The sequence below is a fragment of the Ruegeria sp. BE9 genome, assembly GCF_056538765.1.
The window spans coordinates 214,052-234,070 of record NZ_JBQFTS010000007.1 but is presented as its reverse complement, the minus strand read 5'-3'; the positions used below and the strand labels follow the sequence as shown (position 1 = coordinate 234,070).

Here is a 20,019-nt window from a genome sequence, read left to right as displayed (position 1 = left end):
ATGCATATCGCGCCCTACGACAATCAGAACAAACCCATCGTCGACGCTGACGATTCAACGGTGCCACTGAACTACTTCAACATCGTCAAACTGAAAAAAGGCGAGGCATTCGAATATCAGGTGCCGGGTTATGAGACATGCATCGTACCCGCCACCGGCAGTGTCGACGTGGACGTTGAAGGAGAACAGTATCCGAAACTCGGAAACCGCGGCGAGGATGTCTGGGACGGTGAGCCCGAAGGTGTCTACGTACCAGTTGGTGCCAAGGTGCAGATAGTCTGTGTGTCGGATCAAACCGAAGTCTTCATTGCGGGTGCAAAGTACGACAAAGTGCTGGACCCGTTCGACGTGCGCGAACATGACCTTGTGCAATACGGTAGCGACGACACCAAGACCCACCGCAAGATCAAACATATCCTTGGCCAGAAACAGCACGACAAGGTGGGTCGCCTGTTGGTCAGTGAACTGTTCACGGTTGGTCAGGGGGGCTGGTCAGGTTTCCCTAGCCATAAACACGACACCAACCGTCTGCCTGACGAGACGCGGCACGACGAGACCTATAACTTCCGCTTCAAACCCAATTGGGGCTCCGGCCTCCAGATGTTGCAGCGCGAGGATAACGAGCCAGGGGACGCCTACCACATCGTCGACGGCTCAACGATCTGCATCGATAACGGGTATCACCCCTGCTGCGTATTGCCAGGGTACGAGATGTACTATTTCACCATTCTGGGCGGCCTTAGCCAACGTTCGTTGGTGCAGTATTTCCAACCGACACATGCCTACCAGATCGAAACGATTCCGGGCATCAAAGACATGATCGCGAAGTTTAAATGACCCTTGTCACGCTGAAAGACGTCCTGACCCCTGCTTATGAGAAGGGCTACGCCGTTGGCGGCCTTGTCACCCTCGGGTGGGAAGACATGCAGGCTTATGTGGCCGCAGCCGAGGCGGAAAACGCACCGGTGATCCTGCAGGCCGGCCCTAGTTGCCGCGAGCACACACCCTTGCCCATTCTCGGGAAGATGTTCCGCTATCTGGCCGAAAATGCCTCGGTTCCGGTGGTGGCCCATTTAGACCACGGCTACACCTTTGAGGAGTGCAAAATCGCGCTCGACAGCGGGTTCACCTCGCTGATGTTCGATGGATCACGCAAGCCGCTGCAGCAGAACATCGACGAGACTGCCGCAATTGCCGAGATGGCCCGTTCGGCCGGGATATCTTGCGAAGGTGAGATCGGTTTTGTCGGCTATTCCGGTGGCGAAGGGTCGAACGGCACCGACCCGGCCGAAGCGGCACAATTCGCGAAAGAAAGCGGCGTAGATGCGATGGCCATTTCGGTCGGCAACGTCCACCTGCAGCAGAATAAGGAGGGCGGGCTGGACGAAGACCGCATCCGCCAAATCGACGCCATGACCGAGGTGCCACTGGTGATTCACGGCGGATCTGGCGTGCCGGTCGAGCAGCGTATTAAACTGGCCCGCGAAACCTCAATCTGCAAATTCAACATCGGCACCGAGTTGCGTATGGCCTTTGGCAATGCGCTGCGCGAAGCCGTAACCCGCGATCCCGACAGGTTCGACCGCGTCACAATCCTCAAAGAGACTCACGACCCGGTCGAAGCTGCAGCTCGCACTGTAATCCGCGCGTTTGGAGCGCCACCACAAAGGTAATCCGTCAGAGGGTAAAGGCATCCCGGAAAGCCCCAAGGGCGGCTTCCGGGTCGTCCGCAGCAAAGGCTTCCATTCCAACTGGTCCACGATAACCCATGTCATTCAACGCCCGCGCTACGACGGCATAGTTGATTTCACCGGTCCCGGGCTCACAACGACCTGGGTTATCAGCTATCTGCACTTCTCCAATCCACGGCAAGCATTTCTCGCACCAGCGGATCAGGTCACCCTCACCGATCTGCGTGTGATACAGGTCCAAATTGATGCGGAGTTCAGGCCGATCAACCGCAGAGACCAAGGCCAAAACATCTTTAGTTGACCCAAACGGACAACCGGGATGGTCCAGCAGATTCAGGTTCTCAAGTGTGAAAACCACACTCTCTCTTTCGGCCAGATCGCAGATACGGTCCAGCGTGTCCCGTGCTTCTAGCCACATGCTGCCAGAAACGCTTTCGTGTTGCCAAATCGGGATACCCCTGTCGCCCAAGCCTGTCCCATGCAGGTTCAGGCGGTCGACGCCCAGCCGCTTGCCTATCTGAACGGTTTCCTCTGCGGATTTCAGCAACATATCAGCGCCGGCCTCATCACCTAAACGACCCTCAAGGTAGCCGTTCATTATGGTGAAATTCGCACCGATGCGCTCAAGTTTTTTCAGTTCTAGGTCGGGCCAGTTCCACAGGCCCACACCAAACCCCATTTCGGTCAGACGCTCGGCACGCCAGACAAGTGGCTTTTCCAGCCACAGCATTTCGGCACAGGCCGCCAGTTGGAACGGCTGGGGCATAACAATCCTCCGGACTTGTAGTATTTAGATCGACCCGCCTTCGACCATGAAGTTGCCAGCACTACACATGGCGGCATCATCCGAAGCCAGAAACACCACCATCCGGGCCACATAGACCGGGTCAATCGGATCAGGCAGGCATTGACGATCCGTCTGTTTAGCCAGCGCCTCAGGCGTGACCCATAGATCTTTCTGCCGCTCAGTCATGATCCATCCGGGAACGACCGTGTTCACGCGGATGCGGTGATCACCCAGTTCACGCGCCATGGTCCGTGTCAGACCATGAACGGCCGATTTTGCGGTGGCATAAGCCGGAAAGCCCGCGACGGCCTCCCACCAAGAGTTTGAACCGAGATTTACGATTGCCCCGCCACCCTGTTCGATCATCGCGGGTGCCACGGATTGGATCGCAAAGAACATGTGGCGGATATTGGTGGCCATACGCTCGTCCCAATACTCGGGCGTCACCTCGCGCCAGTCGTGCCGGTCATCATGGGCCGCGTTGTTGACCAAAACATGCGCAGGCCCCAATTCCTCCGACAATTGATCCAGTGCCACGCGCAACGCCTCAATGTCGCGCAGGTCGCATTGGGCAAAAGCATGTTCCCCATCGAGTTCAGCCAGCAGCGCGTGCCCCGCTTCGGCGTTGATATCCAAAAACCCGACCTTGGCGCCCTGAGCGGCAAAAGCGCGGACTGTTTCTGCTCCGATACCACCTGCTCCGCCTGTGATGACAACAGTCCTGCCGTTCAGACTGGGATATGTGGCAAAATCTCGACTCATCCGTCCCGCTCCATGATCCACTCGACCTCGGGGGCTGCAACAAAGCGCCATTTCCGCAAAGGCCCAGCCATAACGTTCAGATAGTACATCTCAAAACCGTACGGAGCACCGCAAGGATGATGGCCGCGCGGGACGGTCACAACATCTCCATCAGACACGGCCATCGTCTCATCCAGCTGACCGTCATCGGTATAAACGCGCTGGATACCGAACCCGTTGGCCGGGTTGAGACGGTGGTAGTAGGTTTCTTCCAGATAGGTGATCCGGGGATAATCATCCTCATCATGACGATGGCTTGGGAAGGAAGACCAATGGCCATTCGGGGTGAAAACCTCGGTCACCAGCAGGCTGTCAGCATAGTCTTCGTTTTCCATCGCAATGTTGTTGATGTAGCGCGTGTTCACTCCCTTACCGCGTTCGGTCAGAGTGATCCCGTCTGGCCCGATCCGTCGCGCTTGATGGCCACCTTTGCCTGGCGCGGTGCAAACCGCAATAACACAATCGGTTTCTGCCGTAGCCTTCCACTCGGTTCCGTTTGGCAAGTACAGGCAATGCGGCGGCGTCTTTTCAAACACGCTCATCCTTTCACCAAGCACACCCCAATCCTGTCCGGCCCCAGTGATCTGCGCCTTACCCTCGACCATGACCAAAATAACCTCACGATCACCAGTTACTTCGGACGCAGTGTCTCCTGCACGCAAATGGTAGAGACCGAACCCAACGTACCGCCAGCCTGCGTTGGCTGGCGTAATGTCATGGACTTTCCCCCGGGTACCGAACGGTTTCTTGAGCAGATCTGCCATGGGGTTTTCTCCTTCAGGGGCCGCGTTGCCCGGTTATTATCTTTAAGCCGCCTGTCTGACGTTCAATGCCTTCAATGCCTGCGCCAACTCTGTCTCTGACCACCCGCCGGCAATTGCACGGCGCAGAATCTCAGCCTGACTTTCGGGCGCGTTGCCGCCTATCGGTGGATCCGTGTCTAGGTTGGTCGGGAACGGGTACCCTTCGGCAGTCGCTGCAATCGCCGCACTCAGTTGCGCAGCATTCAAAACATCGTTCTTCCTCAATTCTTTCAGCGCCGGAAAAACCGCCAGAGACATGGCTGGGCGATCAACGGCTTCCATCGCCCGACCGAAAGCAGAGGAAATCTGCAGAAGGTTCGCCATTCGGTTGATATCGGCGCTGCTATTTTCACCAGCGGAATGGAATAGCGCCGGGTTGAAGAACACCGCGTCGCCTTTCGACAGAGGCAATTGAATAAAGGCCTCTTCGAAATGGTCCCGATGCGCTGGATCATGAAAGGCCAGATAACCCGATGGATACAGCTGCGAAAACGGTAGCAATTTGGTCGGACCGCTTTCCACCGGCATGTCGCAATGGGCGACGGCCCCCTGCAGGGTCAGCGCAGCGGTCAAGTGATGGGAATGGGCGGGATACCGAGCGGCACTGGCGGCACTTTGAAAGCCAAGATGGTAATCTCTGTGCGCTTGCTGCGCCTTACCGCCCGGGCGCACCTGATTGACCTGTGCGGTCATCTGATAGTTAGGCCCCAGCCACGCTTCGCACGCAGCCGCAATCGCAGTGTTTCCGAAATACAGCGCAAAGCCTTCTGGGTCACGCAGGCAATGCTTTTGCAGCGCGTTCCAAACCCTGTCATTGGCGCCCGAGGCGGCGAAGTGATCCCCTTCACCAGAACCGCTTTGACGTTCCTCTTCGATGATCTGACGGAACACCTCGGTGGCTCGGTCGATCACGGAGGTGTCTGAATAAGCCGCCTTCAGGGCAATTACGCCCGCCGACTTGCTCAGAACCCAGCCCCATTCCGCTAGCAGTGCCTGGCGTTCATTGTCCTGCTCCAGCACCGGGCGCAGCGCCTGCATGTCGTAGATCGGAACGTTCCTTTCCACCGACGCGGCATGTGGCACCGCATCGGTCGAGAGACTCTGAGAGGTCAACACCTTGAATTCATCCAGATCACAGGATTCTCGGTCGAAATAGCCGACGTATCCAAGGTCTTGATGCACCATGACATGCTCCTTTCTCATGGCTTTCGGTGTTGCGCCGTTGCGTGTCGAGTTACGCGACGATCTCCAATCCGGCTTGTTCGCAGACATCGACGATATGGTCGTAGCCCATTTTGGAATATTCATATGGCGGCGCCTTGACCGGGTCTTGTTCGGCCTCGACCACGATCCAGCCCTCGTAATCCATCGCCTTGAGCGCATTTGCCACCGCCTGAAAATCGATGCAGCCATCACTGGGCACGGTAAAGGCGCCGGCGATCACCGCATCCAGAAAGCTGCGATTGCTCTCGCGCGTGTCCTGCACGATGGACGGGCGGATATCCTTGAAATGCACGTGATGCACCCGGTCGCCCCAGCGGTTCAGGGTCGCCATCACGTCGCCTCCGCCGAACAACAGATGGCCGGTGTCGAAACACAGCTTCACCTCGGGGCCAGACCCCTCCATCATCCAGTTCACGTCATCCTCGCTTTCGATGATCGTGCCCATGTGATGGTGATAGGCCATCGGCATACCCTGATCGGCCATCCATTTCGCCAGCTCGGTCAGCTTGCCCGCATAGGCCAGAACCTCATCCTTGGACAGCTTGGGGCGGTGATTGACCGGTGTCCCGATCTGGCCCTGCACCGTGTTGGAGCATTCGGCATAAACAATGCACGGGCTGTTCAGAGCCACGAACTGCTCGACCTGTTCGCGCACCGCATCACGCTCGGTCGAGAAATCATTGACCAGCGTATTGCCCGAGCACCAGCCGCCACACAGTGCGATGTCGTTGCCTTCAAGATAGGCCCGCAGCCCATCGGTATCGCTGGGCATCCGTTGGCCACGCTCGACCCCTGTGTAACCTATCTCACGTGCCTCTTTGAGAGCCTGTTCCATGGTATAGGCTGCCGTCAGGTCCGGCAGGTCATCGTTTTGCCAGGCGATCGGAGAGATCCCGATTTTCACGCTCATTTCGTGTTTCTTTCTTTGATTGCGACTTCATAGGCCGCACGTTTTTCGTTCACTTCGGGACGGATGCTGACTTCGGGGACCGCGACTTCCCACCATGTTCCGCCGTATTCGGTTGATGGGTACGGATCGGTGTCGATGACCACCACGTAGGGCCCTTTGATGTCACTGCGCTTGGCCAGTGCGTTCTCAAGTTCGGCAATCGAACTGACTTTGACCGAGGTCGCACCCATTGCCGCCGCGTGTGCCGCAAAGTCGATATTCGAGGGCGTTTCGTGGACTGCGTGATCCAGCAGGTTGTTAAACTCGGCCCCACCAGTGCCCATCTGCAGACGGTTGATGCAGCCAAATCCGCGGTTGTCGGTGATCACAACGGTAAACGAAATGCCCATCATAGCGGCCGACGCCATTTCCGAGTTCGCCATCATGTAAGTACCGTCACCGGTAAAGCAGATCACATCGCGATCCGGCTGGGCCATTTTGATACCCATCGCGCCTGCGATCTCGTAACCCATACAGCTAAAGCCGTATTCCATGTGATACGCACCGGGACGTGGCGCTTTCCAAAGCTTGTGCAGCTCACCGGGCATCGTACCAGCTGCGCACATGACAACAGTGTCTTCATGCGAAGCGCGTTGCACCGCTCCAACAACCTGCATGTCGGTTGGCAGCGCATTTCCGTCACCAGGCGCATCGGTCAACTTGTCAACCTTACCGAACCAATCAGCCTTCAGAGTGTCTGCCACCGGGTCGGCGCGGTACCCCTGCAGGGCGGTGCCCAGCTCTTCGAGCCCAACGCGAGCGTCTGATTGAAGAGGCATGGCACCGTGTTTTTCCGCATCATAGGCCGCTGAATTCAGGCAGACCATCTCACGTTCCGGGTTTGAGAAAAGACCCCATGAGCCAGTGGTGAAATCCTGCAGGCGCGTGCCAACAGCCAACACCAGATCGGCATCTGAGCAAACGTCATTTGCGGGCTGACCGCCAGTCACGCCGATCGGACCGAGGTTCAGCGGATGATCCCATGCCAGAGCGGATTTCCCCGCCTGCGTCTCGGTGATCGGAATATTGTGCGTTTCGACAAAGCTCTGTAACGCGTCGGTTGCATCGGAATAATGCACGCCCCCGCCCGCGACGATGACCGGTCGCTTGGCCGCTTTGATCGCAGCCACTGCACGAGCCAATTCACCCTCGTCCGGGCGGTTTCGGCGCTGATACCAAACGCGCGGCTCAAAGAAGCTTTCGGGATAATCGTAAGCTTCGGCTTGCACGTCCTGACAGAAGGCCAGCGTCACCGGCCCGCAATCGGCTGGGTCAGTCATGGTCCGGAAGGCGCGCGGCAATGCGGTCAGCAGGTGTTCGGGGCGGGAAATGCGGTCGAAGTAACGGCTGACCGGCTTGAAGCAGTCATTGGCACTGAGCGTCCCATCACCAAAGCTCTCGATCTGCTGCAGCACAGGGTCAGGGCCGCGGGTTGCGAACACGTCTCCGGGCAGGAACAGAACTGGCAGGCGGTTCACATGCGCCAGCGCCGCCGCAGTAACCATATTCGTAGCGCCAGGCCCGATAGAGGACGTCACCGCCATGGTTCGCGTGCGTCGCATCTGCTTGGCATAGGCAATCGCGCAATGCGCCATCGTTTGTTCGTTGTGACCTCGGTAGGTGGGCAAGCTGTCTTTGACAGCATGCAGCGCCTCGCCAAGCCCAGCCACGTTCCCGTGGCCGAAAATGGCCCAGACGCCTGCGATGAACGGCTCTCCGGCTTCGTTCATCTGCGCACCCAGATAGCGGACCAGAGCCTGCGCTGCGGTCAGTCGGATTGTCTTGCCCATTGTGATCCCCTTCAACTCAAGGCCGTCCCAGCCCAGATTTTGAGTCTTTAAGATTCCAAACCGTCAGACGGAGCGGTGTTAAACCGTACCGCCCAGCGAACCTTCCAGTTCGGCCATTTCCTGACCGCCTGCCATGAGGTCTTGCAGTTCCTCGGGAGTGATTTCACCACGCGTCGCAGTACCCAGCGTCTTGCCGCGGTTCAGCACAGTAAAGCGATCCCCCACTGCAAGCGCGTGCCGCACATTGTGACTGATGAAAACGACACCAACGCCCTGGCTGCGAACTCTGTCAATTGTGGCCAGAACATTCGACGTCTGGCGCACGCCAAGAGCCGAGGTCGGTTCGTCCAAGATGAGAATTTTTGCGCCAAAATACACCGCGCGAGCAATCGCAACGGTCTGCCGCTCACCGCCGGACAATGTACCGACTGCCTGATCCGGACCCCGCAGATTGATGCCCATCTTGCGCATCTCTTCCATGCAGACGTCGTTGGCTTGCTCCACGTCAAAACGCTTGAGTAGCCCTTTGCCTTTTGTCGGCTCGCGCCCCATGAAAAAATTACGCGTCACGCTCATCAGCGGGATCATCGCAAGATCCTGGAACACAGTCGCAATCCCCGCCTCCATCGCATCACGTGGGGTGTCGAAATGCAGCGGTTTGCCTTCGAAATAGATCTCGCCTTTGGTGGGTTTGTGCACCCCGGACATGGTCTTGATAAAGGTCGATTTGCCTGCACCGTTGTCACCCAGCAAACAATGGCATTCGCCGGGTTTGACATCAAAGCTGACACCCGCCAGCGCGATGATATTACCGAAGTGCTTTTCGATATCTTTCATCTCGACAATCGGAGCGGCATCGGCAGCAGAGTCTCCGTGGTGGAACTTGGTATCTTCGGTCATATCAGCGCTCCCCGGTTACGCGTTTGCGGATTGCGTTGTTGAAAAGAACGGCGATCAGCAGCATGGCGCCCAAGAAGACCTGGAACCAGTCCTGATCAAAGTCGGTATAGGTCAGGCCGATGACAACCATGCCAAAGATGATCGAACCAAAGAACGCCCCGATCGCCGAGCCATAACCACCAGTTAGCAAACAGCCCCCGATCACTGCCGCGATGATCGCCTCGAATTCTTTTTGAAAACCACGGCGCGCATCGGTCGATCCCGCATCCATTACGGTGATGATTGCGACCAGCGCGGCGCAGCAGGCCGTCAGCATGAACAGCGAAACTTTTACACGGTTCACAGGAACACCAGAGTTGGATGCGGCAACCTTGTCGCCACCCGAGGCGAAAATCCAGTTCCCCGCCGGGGTACGCAGCAGAACGTAGGTAGCCGCCAGCGCCATAACGATGAACCACAGGATTTCAACCGGAATACCCGGCACTTTGGGTGCTCCGCTCTTGAACGTATCGATCACGCCCTTTTCGGCCAGCCAGGCGAAAACGCTTCCAAAGGCCTCACCAGAAAAGAAAGGCGCCAGCCAGTCATTTTCGGTTACGTCACGTACACCGCGCAGCTGGGTTGATCCTCCGGTCGCCATTTTCAGACCAACCAGGGACAGGCCGCGCAGGATGAAGAGAAACGCCAGGGTCACGATAAAGGACGGCAGGCCCGAGCGGATAACGATGTTACCGTTGATCGCGCCAACCATGGCCGCAAAAACAAAAGTCATTGGTATCGCAGCGATCAGCGGCAATTGCCAGGTGACAACGCAGACACCAAAAAATAAGCCAGAAAAAGCGACCATCGAACCAATCGACAGGTCAAATTCACCACCAATCATCAACAATGCAGCCCCGATGGCGAGGATGCCCAGTTGAGCGGCAGGCGTCATGAAGTTCATAACTCCCGCCAAGGTGAACATCGAACTGTCCGCGGTGATCGCGAAGAAGATGAACACCAGAACAACGCCGGCCATGGCGCCAAGCTCGGGGCGTTTCATTAACTTGGTCAGAAACGGTTCGTTCTTGACCCTTTCGTCGGCGGCGACGGGCGCTGACTGACTCATGTTTTCCTCCCAATTCGATGGAAGCGGCGCGCGTGGCGCCGCTTCTGTTTTCGCTGTCCGGGGCGTTTAGCGGATGCCCTGCGACGACAGATCAATCACCTGACCGGCCTTTTCAGCGGTCACAAGGTTCGGACCCGAGGGAACATCTCCACCCGGCATCAGGCCGTATTTGGCGTGCAGACCCATGAAGTTGACGGCCAGGTAACCCTGTAGGTACTGCTGCTGATCGATGGCAAAGGCTGCATCGCCGTCAACAACCGACTGCAGGAAGTTTGCGGACAGGTCGAAGGATGCAACATTCACATCCCGGCCCGAGGCTTTGGCGGCTGCAACTGCGGGTTCACCCGCCGAGCTGGCGCCGAGCGCCATGACTGTGTCGACGCTTTCATCAGAGGCCAACGCTGCGGCCACTTTTGATTCAATCTCAGACGGATCATTCGAGGTAGGCAGAACAGTTACGTTACCGCCGAAGCCTTCCGCGAAACCTTCGCAGCGCAAGTCCAGAGACACGTTGCCCACTTCGTGGTTCACACAGATCGCGTTGCTGCCGCCCATAGATGCAAGCGCCGCGCCGGCAGCCTTACCGGCATCAAACTCGTCCTGGCCAACGTGCAGCAGCGCACCCAGTTCTTTTGCAACCTCGGCACCCGAGTTGATCGAGATCACCGGGATGCCCGCCGCAACCGCGCGTTCAATTGACGGGCCAAGCGCATCCGCATCGGGGATCGAAACGATCAGGCCATCGGGCTCTTGGTTCACGGCGGCATCAATCAGCTGCGACATGGCGACCATGTCAAAGGTCTCTGGCGCGCGGTATTCCACGTTTACGCCTACATCCTTGCCCGCTTGTTCGACGCCGTTTTTCACAACGTTCCAAAACGCATCATTCGCCTGACCGTGCGACACGACCACAATCTCCTGCGCGAATGCAGGTGTGGCCAGCGCCAATGCACCGGCAGCCAGTGCGCCCTTTACGAACTTATTCATTTGGTTTCCTCCCATAAGAACAGTTTGTCGTTATTACCGGGGCACTAGCCCCAATCATTCGGATTCACCGAATCTCCTCCACTCCGGAAACTGGCGGAGCTTGCGACAGTTTCCGGATATCCTGTCATTTTGCAACCGGTTTCAATATATCCCCCATTGCCACCGGCTGTCCGGATTGGGCTGAAAGCGTTGCCGCCTCGGCCATCGCAAGGGCGGCAACGCCGTCTTTCAACGTAACCGGCATTGACGAACCTGAAAGCACCGCCTGTACGAATGCATCCCATTCCGCGCGATACGCAGGCATGTAGCGTTCCAAGAAAAAGTAGGTAGGTTTTGCTCCGGTCACGCCTTCAGCAGTCGACTTCACAACCGCATTTTCCATGATGTTATGAGCCTGCAGCAACCCCCCGGACCCGAGCAGTTCGATACGCTGATCGTAACCATAGACAGCGCGCCTTGAGTTCTTGATAACCGCGATCTTTCCATCGGCATAAGTCATTGTGACAACAGCAGTATCTACATCACCAGCGGCACCAATCTCGGGATCGACAATCGAAGTTCCTACAGCCGAAATCTGAATTGGCAACTGCCCCATCAGATAGTTAGCCATATCGAAATCGTGGATCATCATGTCTCGGAACAGACCACCGGACACTTTGACGTAACTGACCGGAGGCGGAGCCGGATCGAATGACGTAATCGACAGCATCTCGGCATTGCCGATCTCTCCGCTTTCAGCGGCGGATTTTAGCGTGGAAAAGCTGGGGTCAAACCGGCGATTAAAACCCACCATAGCCGGCTGTCCGGTTTCCTCTGCCACAGACTGGCAGGTCAGCGCTCTCTCCAGACTAAGATCAACCGGCTTTTCACAAAGGACCGCCTTTCCGGCGCGTGTGGCTGCCTCGATCAAGTCCGAATGTGTATCGGTCGGCGTTGCGATCAGAACCGCATCGATTGACGGGTCAGCTATAATCTCGTCCGATCCGGCGACCGATGCACCGTATTCGGAAGCAAGGCTTTCAGCAGCTTCGGCAATCGCATCAGAGACCGCGCAAAGCTGGCTCTGAGGATGCGAGGTTATTGCCTGCGCGTGTACGCGACCAATACGTCCAGCACCAAGCAATCCGATTCTCAGCATGCGGTTCTCCTGATTCTTTAAATTGGTGACACAATGTTTATCTTTGCAACCGGTTGCAAGAATTTTTTCACGAAACCGCCTCTACCCCTACTGCGCGGGGTAGAAATAACAGCGCTGGCCAATTTCCAACTAAGGTGAAGCTGCCAATCCGGCCCGAAAACAAAACAGATTTAGAGCTCTGATTTGCGCGCGATCTGGATACATCAGCGCATCACTATACAAGAGCGCGCCGACAGAACGTGCCCCATAACGCCAACTGAACCGTTGATGTAATCCAGATACGCCGAACTTCTCTTGGCTAAGTTTGGCGATTTAATATTTCAGGGAATTCAGCTTGGTCTTACCGCTACGAGAACGACATCAAGCTCTTCTTCCAATGCCTTCAGCTTTTTGAGGTCGTCCTTTGGCAAATTAGCGGTGTCGGCCTCAACAGCAGCAAGCGCAACGACTGGGCTCCCGATTTCTTTTTCAAGCGCTCGAACCGCGTTGAGTTTATCTGCTTCCAGCGTTGCAATTGGATAAAGCATGGCAATCTCCTGACTTAAGACAACAGCAAGTATAGCTGATTTTTCCAACTTAAGAGAAAACTAATGGGGGCAGTTTTTTAGCGGGACCTTGGCCGACCACAGCACGGCTGAGTTGCTAGAAAAAAAGTATCGATCGGCAGACGCCATTGAAACTTCCGACGCACCCGAAAACTGGTCTGTTTCCATTGGCTGCCAAGACGCGCCATCATGTCGGTAAGGTGTTGTTTAATAATGGCGATCCCGGAAGGACTCGAACCCTCAACCTGCTGATTAGAAGTCAGCTGCTCTATCCAGTTGAGCTACGGGACCGCTGTGCCCTTCTTGCGGTTTTTACGAGCGGGGTTCAAGACCCAAGCGCATGAACGCGCTGTTTGGATCGGCTTCATACCCGAAAATTGGCCCGCAATAGGCATAGCCTAAAGCCTCATACAGCTTACGGGCCGCATCATATTCCGGCAGATGCGATGCACCAGTCTCCAGAACCAGTGCCGAAATCCCTTCGGAACGTGCCAAATTCGCGAAGTGATCCATCATGTCACGCGCCAGACCGCGCCCCCGAGCCTGTTCCAAGATATGTACAGATTTGACCTCGGCGGTGCCGTCTGGCAACGCCTTGAGCGCACCGCATCCTATAGGCTCATCTGCTTCGTACATTGCCCAGAATCGTATCCCCGGACCAGCCAGCGCTTCGGCATCCATGGTATGGTTGCTTTCTGCAGGACCTGCGGTTTCGCCGTGGGCGAAATGCGCCTCAACCAATGGGCGCAATGCATCAGAGGTCGGGTCGGTCTGACGAATTTCGATCAATTCAGTGAGTCCAGGGACCGCGCCTATCAGTGGCGAAGTTTTCGCCATAGCCGCGGGCGCGAAGGTTGGGCTTGCGCTTGTGCGGTTCGCTGACCTGCGCCTCAATCCCGTTGTCCTTGGCGTAATCCATAGCCTCTTCTTTGGTATCGAACTTCAGACGAACCTGAGTCTGCGTGTCGTGGGACGATGTCCAGCCCATCAGCGGATCAACCTCACGCGCCGACGCAGGGGCATACTCCAAAACCCATTTACGAGTTTTGGCCATCCCTGAGGTCATCGCATTTCTTGCAGGCTTGTAAATCCGTGCGCGCATGTCGCCTCTCCGTACTCACTTGGCTGGAAATGTTTATGCGTCAGACGCGCGGCGCGGACAAGTCCGCAATTGTCGCAATTTTGATGATTGGAATTGCCCTCTTGAACAAGAACAAAAACAGACCAAAATCAGGCGCGAAAGGAATCCCCCCTTATGGCTTACGCTCATTCCGACAAGACCCAACTGACTGCCGAAGATGTCCGCGCCCGCCTGAAGCTGGAAGGTGGCAAGGAATTCGTCATGCATACTGAATTTGCACCGGCCGGTGATCAGCCAACGGCGATCAAAGAACTGGCAGGGGGCGTGCTGGACGGTGAACGTGATCAGGTTCTGCTGGGCGCGACCGGAACGGGCAAGACCTTCACCATGGCCAAGGTGATCGAGGAAACACAGCGCCCGGCCATCATCCTTGCGCCCAACAAGACTCTGGCGGCGCAGCTGTATGGTGAGTTCAAAGGGTTCTTCCCCGAAAACTCGGTTGAGTATTTCGTCTCTTACTACGACTACTACCAGCCCGAAGCCTATGTGCCGCGGAGCGACACCTATATCGAGAAAGAATCGCAGATCAACGAACAGATCGACCGGATGCGCCACTCGGCCACGCGGGCGCTGCTCGAGCGCGATGACGTGATCATCGTCGCCTCGGTGTCCTGCATCTATGGTATCGGATCCGTCGAGACCTACGGGGCGATGACGCAGGATCTCAAGGTCGGCAACGAATACGACCAGCGGCAAGTGATGGCCGATCTCGTCGCTCAGCAATACCGCCGCAACGATCAGGCGTTTCAGCGCGGGTCGTTCCGGGTGCGAGGCGACTCATTGGAGATCTGGCCTGCTCACCTTGAGGATCGCGCCTGGAAGTTCTCATTCTTCGGCGAAGAGCTAGAGCAAATCACCGAATTCGACCCGCTGACCGGAGAACGCGCCGCCGCGATGGAGCAGGTCCGCGTCTATGCAAACTCCCACTACGTGACGCCGAAACCGACCATGCAACAGGCGATAATCGGCATCAAAAAGGAACTGCGCATCCGGTTGGACCAATTGGTGGGCGAGGGCAAACTGCTGGAAGCCCAACGTCTGGAGCAGCGTACCAATTTCGATCTGGAAATGCTCGAAGCCACCGGCGTCTGCAACGGGATCGAGAACTATTCACGTTACTTGACGGGTCGCGCACCGGGCGAGCCGCCTCCGACGCTATTCGAATTCATCCCCGACAACGCCATCGTGTTCGCTGACGAGTCTCACGTCAGCGTGCCGCAGATCGGCGGCATGTATCGGGGCGACTATCGGCGCAAGTTCACGCTTGCGGAACACGGGTTCCGCTTGCCGTCCTGCATGGACAACCGCCCGCTAAAGTTCGAGGAATGGGACGCGATGCGCCCGCAGTCCGTCTTTGTCTCGGCCACCCCCGCAAAGTGGGAAATCGAACAGACAGGCGGCGTCTTCACCGAACAGGTGATCCGACCCACTGGCCTCTTGGACCCCGAAGTCGAAATCCGCCCCGTGTCGATGCAGGTCGACGATCTGCTGGACGAAGTGCGCAAGGTCACCGCCAATGGCTTCCGCACGCTGGTCACCACGCTGACCAAACGAATGGCCGAGGACCTGACGGAATACCTGCACGAACAGGGCATCAAGGTCCGCTACATGCACTCGGACATAGACACGCTGGAACGCATCGAAATCCTGCGCGACCTGCGGTTGGGTGCGTTTGACGTGCTGGTTGGCATCAACCTGCTGCGCGAGGGGCTCGACATTCCCGAATGCGGGCTGGTCGCCATTCTGGACGCGGATAAAGAAGGCTTCCTGCGGTCCGAGACCTCTCTGGTCCAGACCATCGGCCGCGCCGCGCGAAACGCCGATGGCCGCGTGATCATGTATGCAGACAAGATCACCGGCAGCATGGAGCGCGCCCTAAACGAAACCAACCGCCGCCGCGCCAAACAACTCGCCTATAACGAGGAACACGGCATCACGCCGGAGACGGTAAAAAAGAATGTCGAAGACGTTCTGGCCGGTCTCTACGAAGGCGACGTCGACATGAACCGCGTCACCGCCACCATCGACAAGCCGATGCACGGCGCCAACCTCGAGGCGCATCTGGACGGACTGCGCGAGAAAATGCGCAAAGCCGCCGAGAATCTGGAATTCGAGGAGGCCGCCAATATCCGGGATGAGATCAAACGTCTGGAAGCGGTCGATCTGGCCGTCGCCGACGATCCCATGGCGCGTCAATGGGCGGTCGAGAAGGCCTCGGAAGACGCGGTGAAATCGCGCGGGCGATCAACGGCTGGCAGGCCGGGTCAGCGGGGTGGGAATGTGAAGCGGAGGAAGCGGTGAAGCGTTAAAGTGTGATCCGCAGACCGCTGTGATTTTCCTCAATGGCCTTGCCTAGCTGCATTGTGTAGCTACGTTCCGCCTATGCGCGCCTTTTTGCTTTCAATGATCCTCAGCACGCCTGCCTTTGCGTGGGATGCGACGGTTGGTCCAAATTGCACCCTTTCTCACGAGACAGACACGGCGAAAATTTTCCTTACCTACGACCCCTCGGAACCGCTTTACACAATCACCGTTACCCATAGAAACTCTATCTGGACGCGGACACCCTGGTTCGCAATGCGTTTCGATGGCCCCAATCCTATAGAGATTGCAACATCGCGCCATTTTCTTTCCGACAGCGCAACGTCTTTAACAGTAACAAACACCGGTTTCGGCAACGTGCTTGACGGTTTGGAATACAATCAAAAAGCCTATGCATTCACGCAGGATCAGGTGATGGAATTCTCGCTAGATGGCGCAGCTGATCAGGTGCGCATTTTTCGCGAATGCGCAGGGGCTCAACTGTCCTGATCTACCTGAGTTTTAGAGTTTCCAGATTGAGATAAATGCGCGATCTAAAAGCGTATAAAGCTAACTACACCGGGTAAGAACCGTAAAAACCCGAGCGTGGGCTTCACGCTCGGGTCAATTCTCAACCTTTATCCCAGTGTGCAATCACGTCGTACCCGACCGGTGAGGGCGGACCTTCCATGAATTCGGCGAAATGACCCCAAAGCTCGGCCACTTTGGGCGCGTTTGCATTCGATGTCGCTTCGCTCTCGACCACCGAAATCACATAACCGGAACCGTCCTCGTTCATCACATTGGTAAAGCTGTGCATTCCCGGCATGGCCATGATTTCGGATTTCAATGCGTTCATCTTCGCCGTCGCGGCCTCACGCGTTCCCGGCTTCATTTTGTATTGAGTAATTCGTGCAAACATCACTTTCCTCCCTCGCCTGGCGAAATTGCCATGGGACGCGGCCGGAGCGGCCCCGCCGCGCGCACTCTAGCACGACAGCACTGAATCTCGAATTGATGCGAGGGGTTTAGGGGCATTTTCAACTGGGCGGCTCACCGCAACCGGGCAACTGACACTTCTGGGTTGCAGCCCAGCGCGGGTCGCTTGACGTTTGAAGTTAACAGTTGTGTTTCCGAACAAATGCCTCGCCGAACCAAAAAGACCTGTCCGGAACACGGGAGATTCAAAACACCGATCACTGGGCAGTCGGCCCGTGTCTTCCTGCAGTTTGCGTTCAACATTAACGCGAGCTTTCGCGGTCACAATCGTATTTTGAAAATCAAACGAATTCAGCTGGGTGCCTGGCTCTGACGTGCGCTTGCTTGCTGTGGGCTGACTATCGCTGGCTATCGTTGGCTTTTGCTTGCTGTTGCTGGCGCGAGGCTGGCTTTTGCTAGCTGTGGCTTACGATAGCTTGCTGCAGCTTGGTTCCTGTGAACTCGATATGAATCAGATATAAGAGGCCCAAGTCCATTGTCAACAAAAAGCCCAATAGAGACATATAGTTGATAGAATTACTCGGATATCCGGGCTTAATAAAATTACTCGGATTTCACCTCCACTCCCGCAGATCAACCTTGCAGCACAGCGCGGCCTGCTTCACGTTTGAAATCACAGTCTGTGATTCCAAAGGGTTGCGATGACAAACACCAAGAACCTGCCCAGTACCCATGAGGTTCAAAGCGCCATTCACCGGGTCCGCGGCACCCGTGTGGTTCTGGCCGAGGATCTGGCGCAGTTCTATGGAAAATCCGTCAGCGCCTTCAACCAGGCCGTGTCGCGCAACAAGGATTTGTTCGAGGGCTACCGCTTTCAGCTGACCGATGCCGAGGTCGCCGATTTGCAATCACAGAATGTGATTTCAAAACCCAAGGGCCGCGGTGGGCGGCGGGTCAATCCGTGGGTCTATACGGATTATGGCGTGGCCATCGCCTCGACGCTGTTCAAGGACCCGCGCGCGATCAAAATCACCCGGATGATTACCGAAGCCTTTGTCGACGGGGCCAATGCGCTGGCCGAAACGCCACGTAGCGTGCCAGAAATTTTACCCCCCGAGGACGCCCCTACCCCGTTGCTCCCGAATGGCGAGCAGTTGCGCGATCTGGCCGAAAACATCCTTGATTCCGGTCAGCAGAGCATTGTCGACTACATCGCCAACCCTACCACCAAGCGGCAACAGGCGGTGGCAGTGATCATGAAAACCCTGGCCGAAACCGCAGGTGAAGAGGTCCGCACACAGCACGAACGCCTGCGCCTGAATATCGCCCAACGTCTGGCCGCCGGCGACTATGCCGATGATGACGACCGCAAACGTCTGTTGGAATTGCTGCAGGCGATGAAGGGTTAGACACCCAGATCGGCCCGCAGCTTCTTAGTCAGCTTGGCCACGACCAGATCATATGAGGTCACGATGTGTTCGCGCAGCGAGGCGTCGCTCATCCCACGTTCCTCATAAACCTGCAGCCATTTCATCCCGCGTGAGGCCAGGTATGGCGCTGGGCGGATGCCGGGCTCATTGCCCAACACTTCAAAAGCCAGGTCTGTTACTTTGAACGTGAATGCGTCCTTGCCGTCATTCCAGCCACAGATCGCAAAGACCTTGCCGCCCACCTTCCAAACATCCGCATTGCCCCATTGCACCACATGGTTGGTGGCTTTGAGGCTGGCACAAAAGGAATTGAACTCATCACGGGTCATGACCGCACGTTAGACGGGCGCGTAAGATCAGGGCAAGTCGGCAGTGACCAACTAACGAAAGAAGCCTTAGATATTAACAATTTGTGAACATTTTTTTGCCTCTATGTTCGGTAGTTCTGTGAATGCGTACTGGCGCGACAGAAACCAAGTGATGCAGTGGACAGACAGTTTTTAGGCAGTTTCTGCGAATTTCAGCACTTTCCAAAAATCCAGTGAACAACACCGCGCCGCCAAAACAGAGCGCACTACATTGAAAAGGGACGAATAATGACGCTTTCGACGGACCAGCAACAGCTAATCGAACAACGGATTGCCAACGATTCAAAGAACATCTTTGTGGCTTATTTGCTGTGGTTTTTCTTTGGCATGATCGGTGCCCACCGCTTTTATCTGGGCGAGAACAAATCCGGGATCATTATGCTGGTTCTGACCATCGTGGGTTTCCTGACAGCGATCCTTCTGGTCGGCTACCTCATTCTGCTTGGCGTCATGATCTGGATGATCGTCGACGCATTCCTAATCCCCGGGAAGATTTCGAACCAGAAAAGCTCGATGCGCCAGCAGCTGACCGCGGAAATGAGCGCGTAATTAAAATACGCCGCAGCTGTTTCGCGCGGCGTTTGAGAAAAGCAAACCCGTCGGCAACGGCGGGTTTTTTATTGGGCTTGCAGGGAAACTAACTGCTCTCTTACTCGGAACGTAAGAACTTGGCGTTTCCAACGCTTCGCTTCGCAGGAGGTTCTGCCTGGGTTGGAAGTGAACTTTGCCCCGGAATAGGCAGGGGGCCTTCGCAGGCAACACCATTTCCATCATGGTCGTTCCGCGGATGATACCCGGGGTGGCCTCTATAAAATGGACCGGGAACAATTGCCTCGACTGTCGAACACCCCGCCAGGGCAATGAGATGCAGCACCGCTTCCTCGCGCTCGAACTCTGAGGTGCGCATGTAAACACCGATCGCTATTCCAACAGTCGTGACCGGCAGAAACAGAACCATCACCAAAATACGCAGAGGGGACAGAGCCCGTTTGCGCACAAGCTCGGCCCGCTGACGGCGCTTTGACGCCGCCGAGTCTGTGAAAAGCAATCTGCGCAGAAAATTTCGCTGGGACATGGGCATCGGATACATGCAGTTTGTGGCGAAAGCGAGACAACG

General features: G+C 56.5%; 22 protein-coding genes and 1 tRNA gene. 6 read left to right on the top strand and 17 right to left on the bottom strand.

Annotated elements, in window-relative coordinates; translation table 11 throughout:
• Positions 1-837: a 5-deoxy-glucuronate isomerase gene (locus ACR0EO_RS18155; RefSeq protein ID WP_480692186.1), complete on the top strand. Its 837-nt coding sequence runs from the start codon at positions 1-3 to the stop codon at positions 835-837.
• On the top strand, positions 834-1,673 hold the full coding sequence (locus tag ACR0EO_RS18150; protein WP_480692184.1) for a class II fructose-bisphosphate aldolase: 840 nt from the start codon (positions 834-836) through the stop codon (positions 1,671-1,673). Before ACR0EO_RS18155 ends, ACR0EO_RS18150 begins: the two co-directional genes overlap by 4 nt.
• Positions 1,674-1,677: 4 nt before the next feature.
• Here ACR0EO_RS18150 and ACR0EO_RS18145 read toward each other — a convergent pair whose 3' ends face one another.
• From ACR0EO_RS18145 to ACR0EO_RS18080, 14 genes are all read right to left on the bottom strand, one after another.
• On the bottom strand, positions 1,678-2,457 hold the full coding sequence (locus tag ACR0EO_RS18145) for a TIM barrel protein (protein ID WP_480692182.1): 780 nt from the start codon (positions 2,455-2,457) through the stop codon (positions 1,678-1,680).
• Between the two features lie 24 nt (positions 2,458-2,481).
• On the bottom strand, positions 2,482-3,240 hold the full coding sequence (locus ACR0EO_RS18140) for an SDR family NAD(P)-dependent oxidoreductase (RefSeq protein ID WP_480692180.1): 759 nt from the start codon (positions 3,238-3,240) through the stop codon (positions 2,482-2,484).
• A complete protein-coding gene (iolB, locus tag ACR0EO_RS18135; RefSeq protein ID WP_480692178.1) occupies positions 3,237-4,043 on the bottom strand; it encodes a 5-deoxy-glucuronate isomerase in 807 nt (268 codons plus the stop codon). Before iolB ends, ACR0EO_RS18140 begins: the two co-directional genes overlap by 4 nt.
• Positions 4,044-4,085: 42 nt before the next feature.
• The gene (locus tag ACR0EO_RS18130; RefSeq protein WP_480692176.1) at positions 4,086-5,267 is read right to left on the bottom strand and encodes a phytanoyl-CoA dioxygenase family protein; all 1,182 of its coding nucleotides are present in this window, start codon (positions 5,265-5,267) and stop codon (positions 4,086-4,088) included.
• Positions 5,268-5,316: 49 nt separating this feature from the next.
• Complete coding sequence (gene iolE / locus ACR0EO_RS18125) at positions 5,317-6,216, bottom strand: myo-inosose-2 dehydratase (RefSeq protein WP_480692175.1); 900 nt, start codon at positions 6,214-6,216, stop codon at positions 5,317-5,319.
• The gene (gene iolD, locus ACR0EO_RS18120; RefSeq protein WP_480692173.1) at positions 6,213-8,045 is read right to left on the bottom strand and encodes a 3D-(3,5/4)-trihydroxycyclohexane-1,2-dione acylhydrolase (decyclizing); all 1,833 of its coding nucleotides are present in this window, start codon (positions 8,043-8,045) and stop codon (positions 6,213-6,215) included. The genes iolE and iolD overlap by 4 nt, the downstream gene beginning before the upstream one ends.
• A gap of 78 nt (positions 8,046-8,123) precedes the next feature.
• Entirely contained in the window at positions 8,124-8,945 is an 822-nt protein-coding gene (locus ACR0EO_RS18115; protein WP_480692171.1) for an ATP-binding cassette domain-containing protein, read from the bottom strand.
• Between the two features lies 1 nt (position 8,946).
• Positions 8,947-10,053, bottom strand: a complete 1,107-nt coding sequence (locus tag ACR0EO_RS18110) for an ABC transporter permease (protein ID WP_480692169.1) — start codon at positions 10,051-10,053, stop codon at positions 8,947-8,949.
• Positions 10,054-10,119: 66 nt separating this feature from the next.
• The gene (locus tag ACR0EO_RS18105) at positions 10,120-11,040 is read right to left on the bottom strand and encodes a sugar ABC transporter substrate-binding protein (protein ID WP_480692167.1); all 921 of its coding nucleotides are present in this window, start codon (positions 11,038-11,040) and stop codon (positions 10,120-10,122) included.
• Between the two features lie 124 nt (positions 11,041-11,164).
• Positions 11,165-12,178, bottom strand: coding sequence for an inositol 2-dehydrogenase (iolG, locus tag ACR0EO_RS18100; protein ID WP_480692165.1), 1,014 nt, complete (start codon positions 12,176-12,178; stop codon positions 11,165-11,167).
• A gap of 329 nt (positions 12,179-12,507) precedes the next feature.
• Positions 12,508-12,705, bottom strand: coding sequence for a hypothetical protein (locus tag ACR0EO_RS18095; protein WP_480692163.1), 198 nt, complete (start codon positions 12,703-12,705; stop codon positions 12,508-12,510).
• Between the two features lie 232 nt (positions 12,706-12,937).
• Positions 12,938-13,014: transfer RNA gene (locus tag ACR0EO_RS18090), tRNA-Arg, on the bottom strand.
• A gap of 21 nt (positions 13,015-13,035) precedes the next feature.
• On the bottom strand, positions 13,036-13,512 hold the full coding sequence (locus ACR0EO_RS18085) for a GNAT family N-acetyltransferase (RefSeq protein ID WP_480692161.1): 477 nt from the start codon (positions 13,510-13,512) through the stop codon (positions 13,036-13,038).
• A gap of 1 nt (position 13,513) precedes the next feature.
• A complete protein-coding gene (locus tag ACR0EO_RS18080) occupies positions 13,514-13,825 on the bottom strand; it encodes an ETC complex I subunit (RefSeq protein WP_480692160.1) in 312 nt (103 codons plus the stop codon).
• Between the two features lie 153 nt (positions 13,826-13,978).
• Here ACR0EO_RS18080 and uvrB point away from each other — a divergent pair, with 153 nt between their 5' ends.
• Both uvrB and ACR0EO_RS18070 read left to right on the top strand, forming a co-directional pair.
• Positions 13,979-16,165 carry an excinuclease ABC subunit UvrB gene (gene uvrB, locus ACR0EO_RS18075; RefSeq protein WP_480692158.1) on the top strand — a complete coding sequence of 729 codons (2,187 nt, stop codon included), beginning with the start codon at positions 13,979-13,981 and terminating at the stop codon, positions 16,163-16,165.
• An 81-nt stretch (positions 16,166-16,246) separates the two neighbouring features.
• Positions 16,247-16,675 carry a hypothetical protein gene (locus ACR0EO_RS18070; protein WP_480692156.1) on the top strand — a complete coding sequence of 143 codons (429 nt, stop codon included), beginning with the start codon at positions 16,247-16,249 and terminating at the stop codon, positions 16,673-16,675.
• 121 nt (positions 16,676-16,796) lie between these two features.
• On the opposite strand, the gene ACR0EO_RS18065 is transcribed toward ACR0EO_RS18070, so the two are convergent.
• Complete coding sequence (locus tag ACR0EO_RS18065) at positions 16,797-17,087, bottom strand: antibiotic biosynthesis monooxygenase family protein (protein ID WP_480692154.1); 291 nt, start codon at positions 17,085-17,087, stop codon at positions 16,797-16,799.
• A 718-nt stretch (positions 17,088-17,805) separates the two neighbouring features.
• Here ACR0EO_RS18065 and ACR0EO_RS18060 point away from each other — a divergent pair.
• Positions 17,806-18,513, top strand: coding sequence for an ORF6N domain-containing protein (locus ACR0EO_RS18060; protein ID WP_480692152.1), 708 nt, complete (start codon positions 17,806-17,808; stop codon positions 18,511-18,513).
• Here ACR0EO_RS18060 and ACR0EO_RS18055 read toward each other — a convergent pair.
• Positions 18,510-18,863, bottom strand: a complete 354-nt coding sequence (locus tag ACR0EO_RS18055) for an MmcQ/YjbR family DNA-binding protein (protein WP_480692150.1) — start codon at positions 18,861-18,863, stop codon at positions 18,510-18,512. The genes ACR0EO_RS18060 and ACR0EO_RS18055 overlap by 4 nt on opposite strands.
• A gap of 267 nt (positions 18,864-19,130) precedes the next feature.
• On the opposite strand from ACR0EO_RS18055, the gene ACR0EO_RS18050 reads away from it, so the two are divergent.
• A complete protein-coding gene (locus ACR0EO_RS18050) occupies positions 19,131-19,451 on the top strand; it encodes a TM2 domain-containing protein (protein WP_480692148.1) in 321 nt (106 codons plus the stop codon).
• A gap of 100 nt (positions 19,452-19,551) precedes the next feature.
• On the opposite strand, the gene ACR0EO_RS18045 is transcribed toward ACR0EO_RS18050, so the two are convergent.
• Entirely contained in the window at positions 19,552-19,977 is a 426-nt protein-coding gene (locus tag ACR0EO_RS18045; RefSeq protein WP_480692146.1) for an excalibur calcium-binding domain-containing protein, read from the bottom strand.
• Between the last annotated feature and the right edge of the window lie 42 nt (positions 19,978-20,019).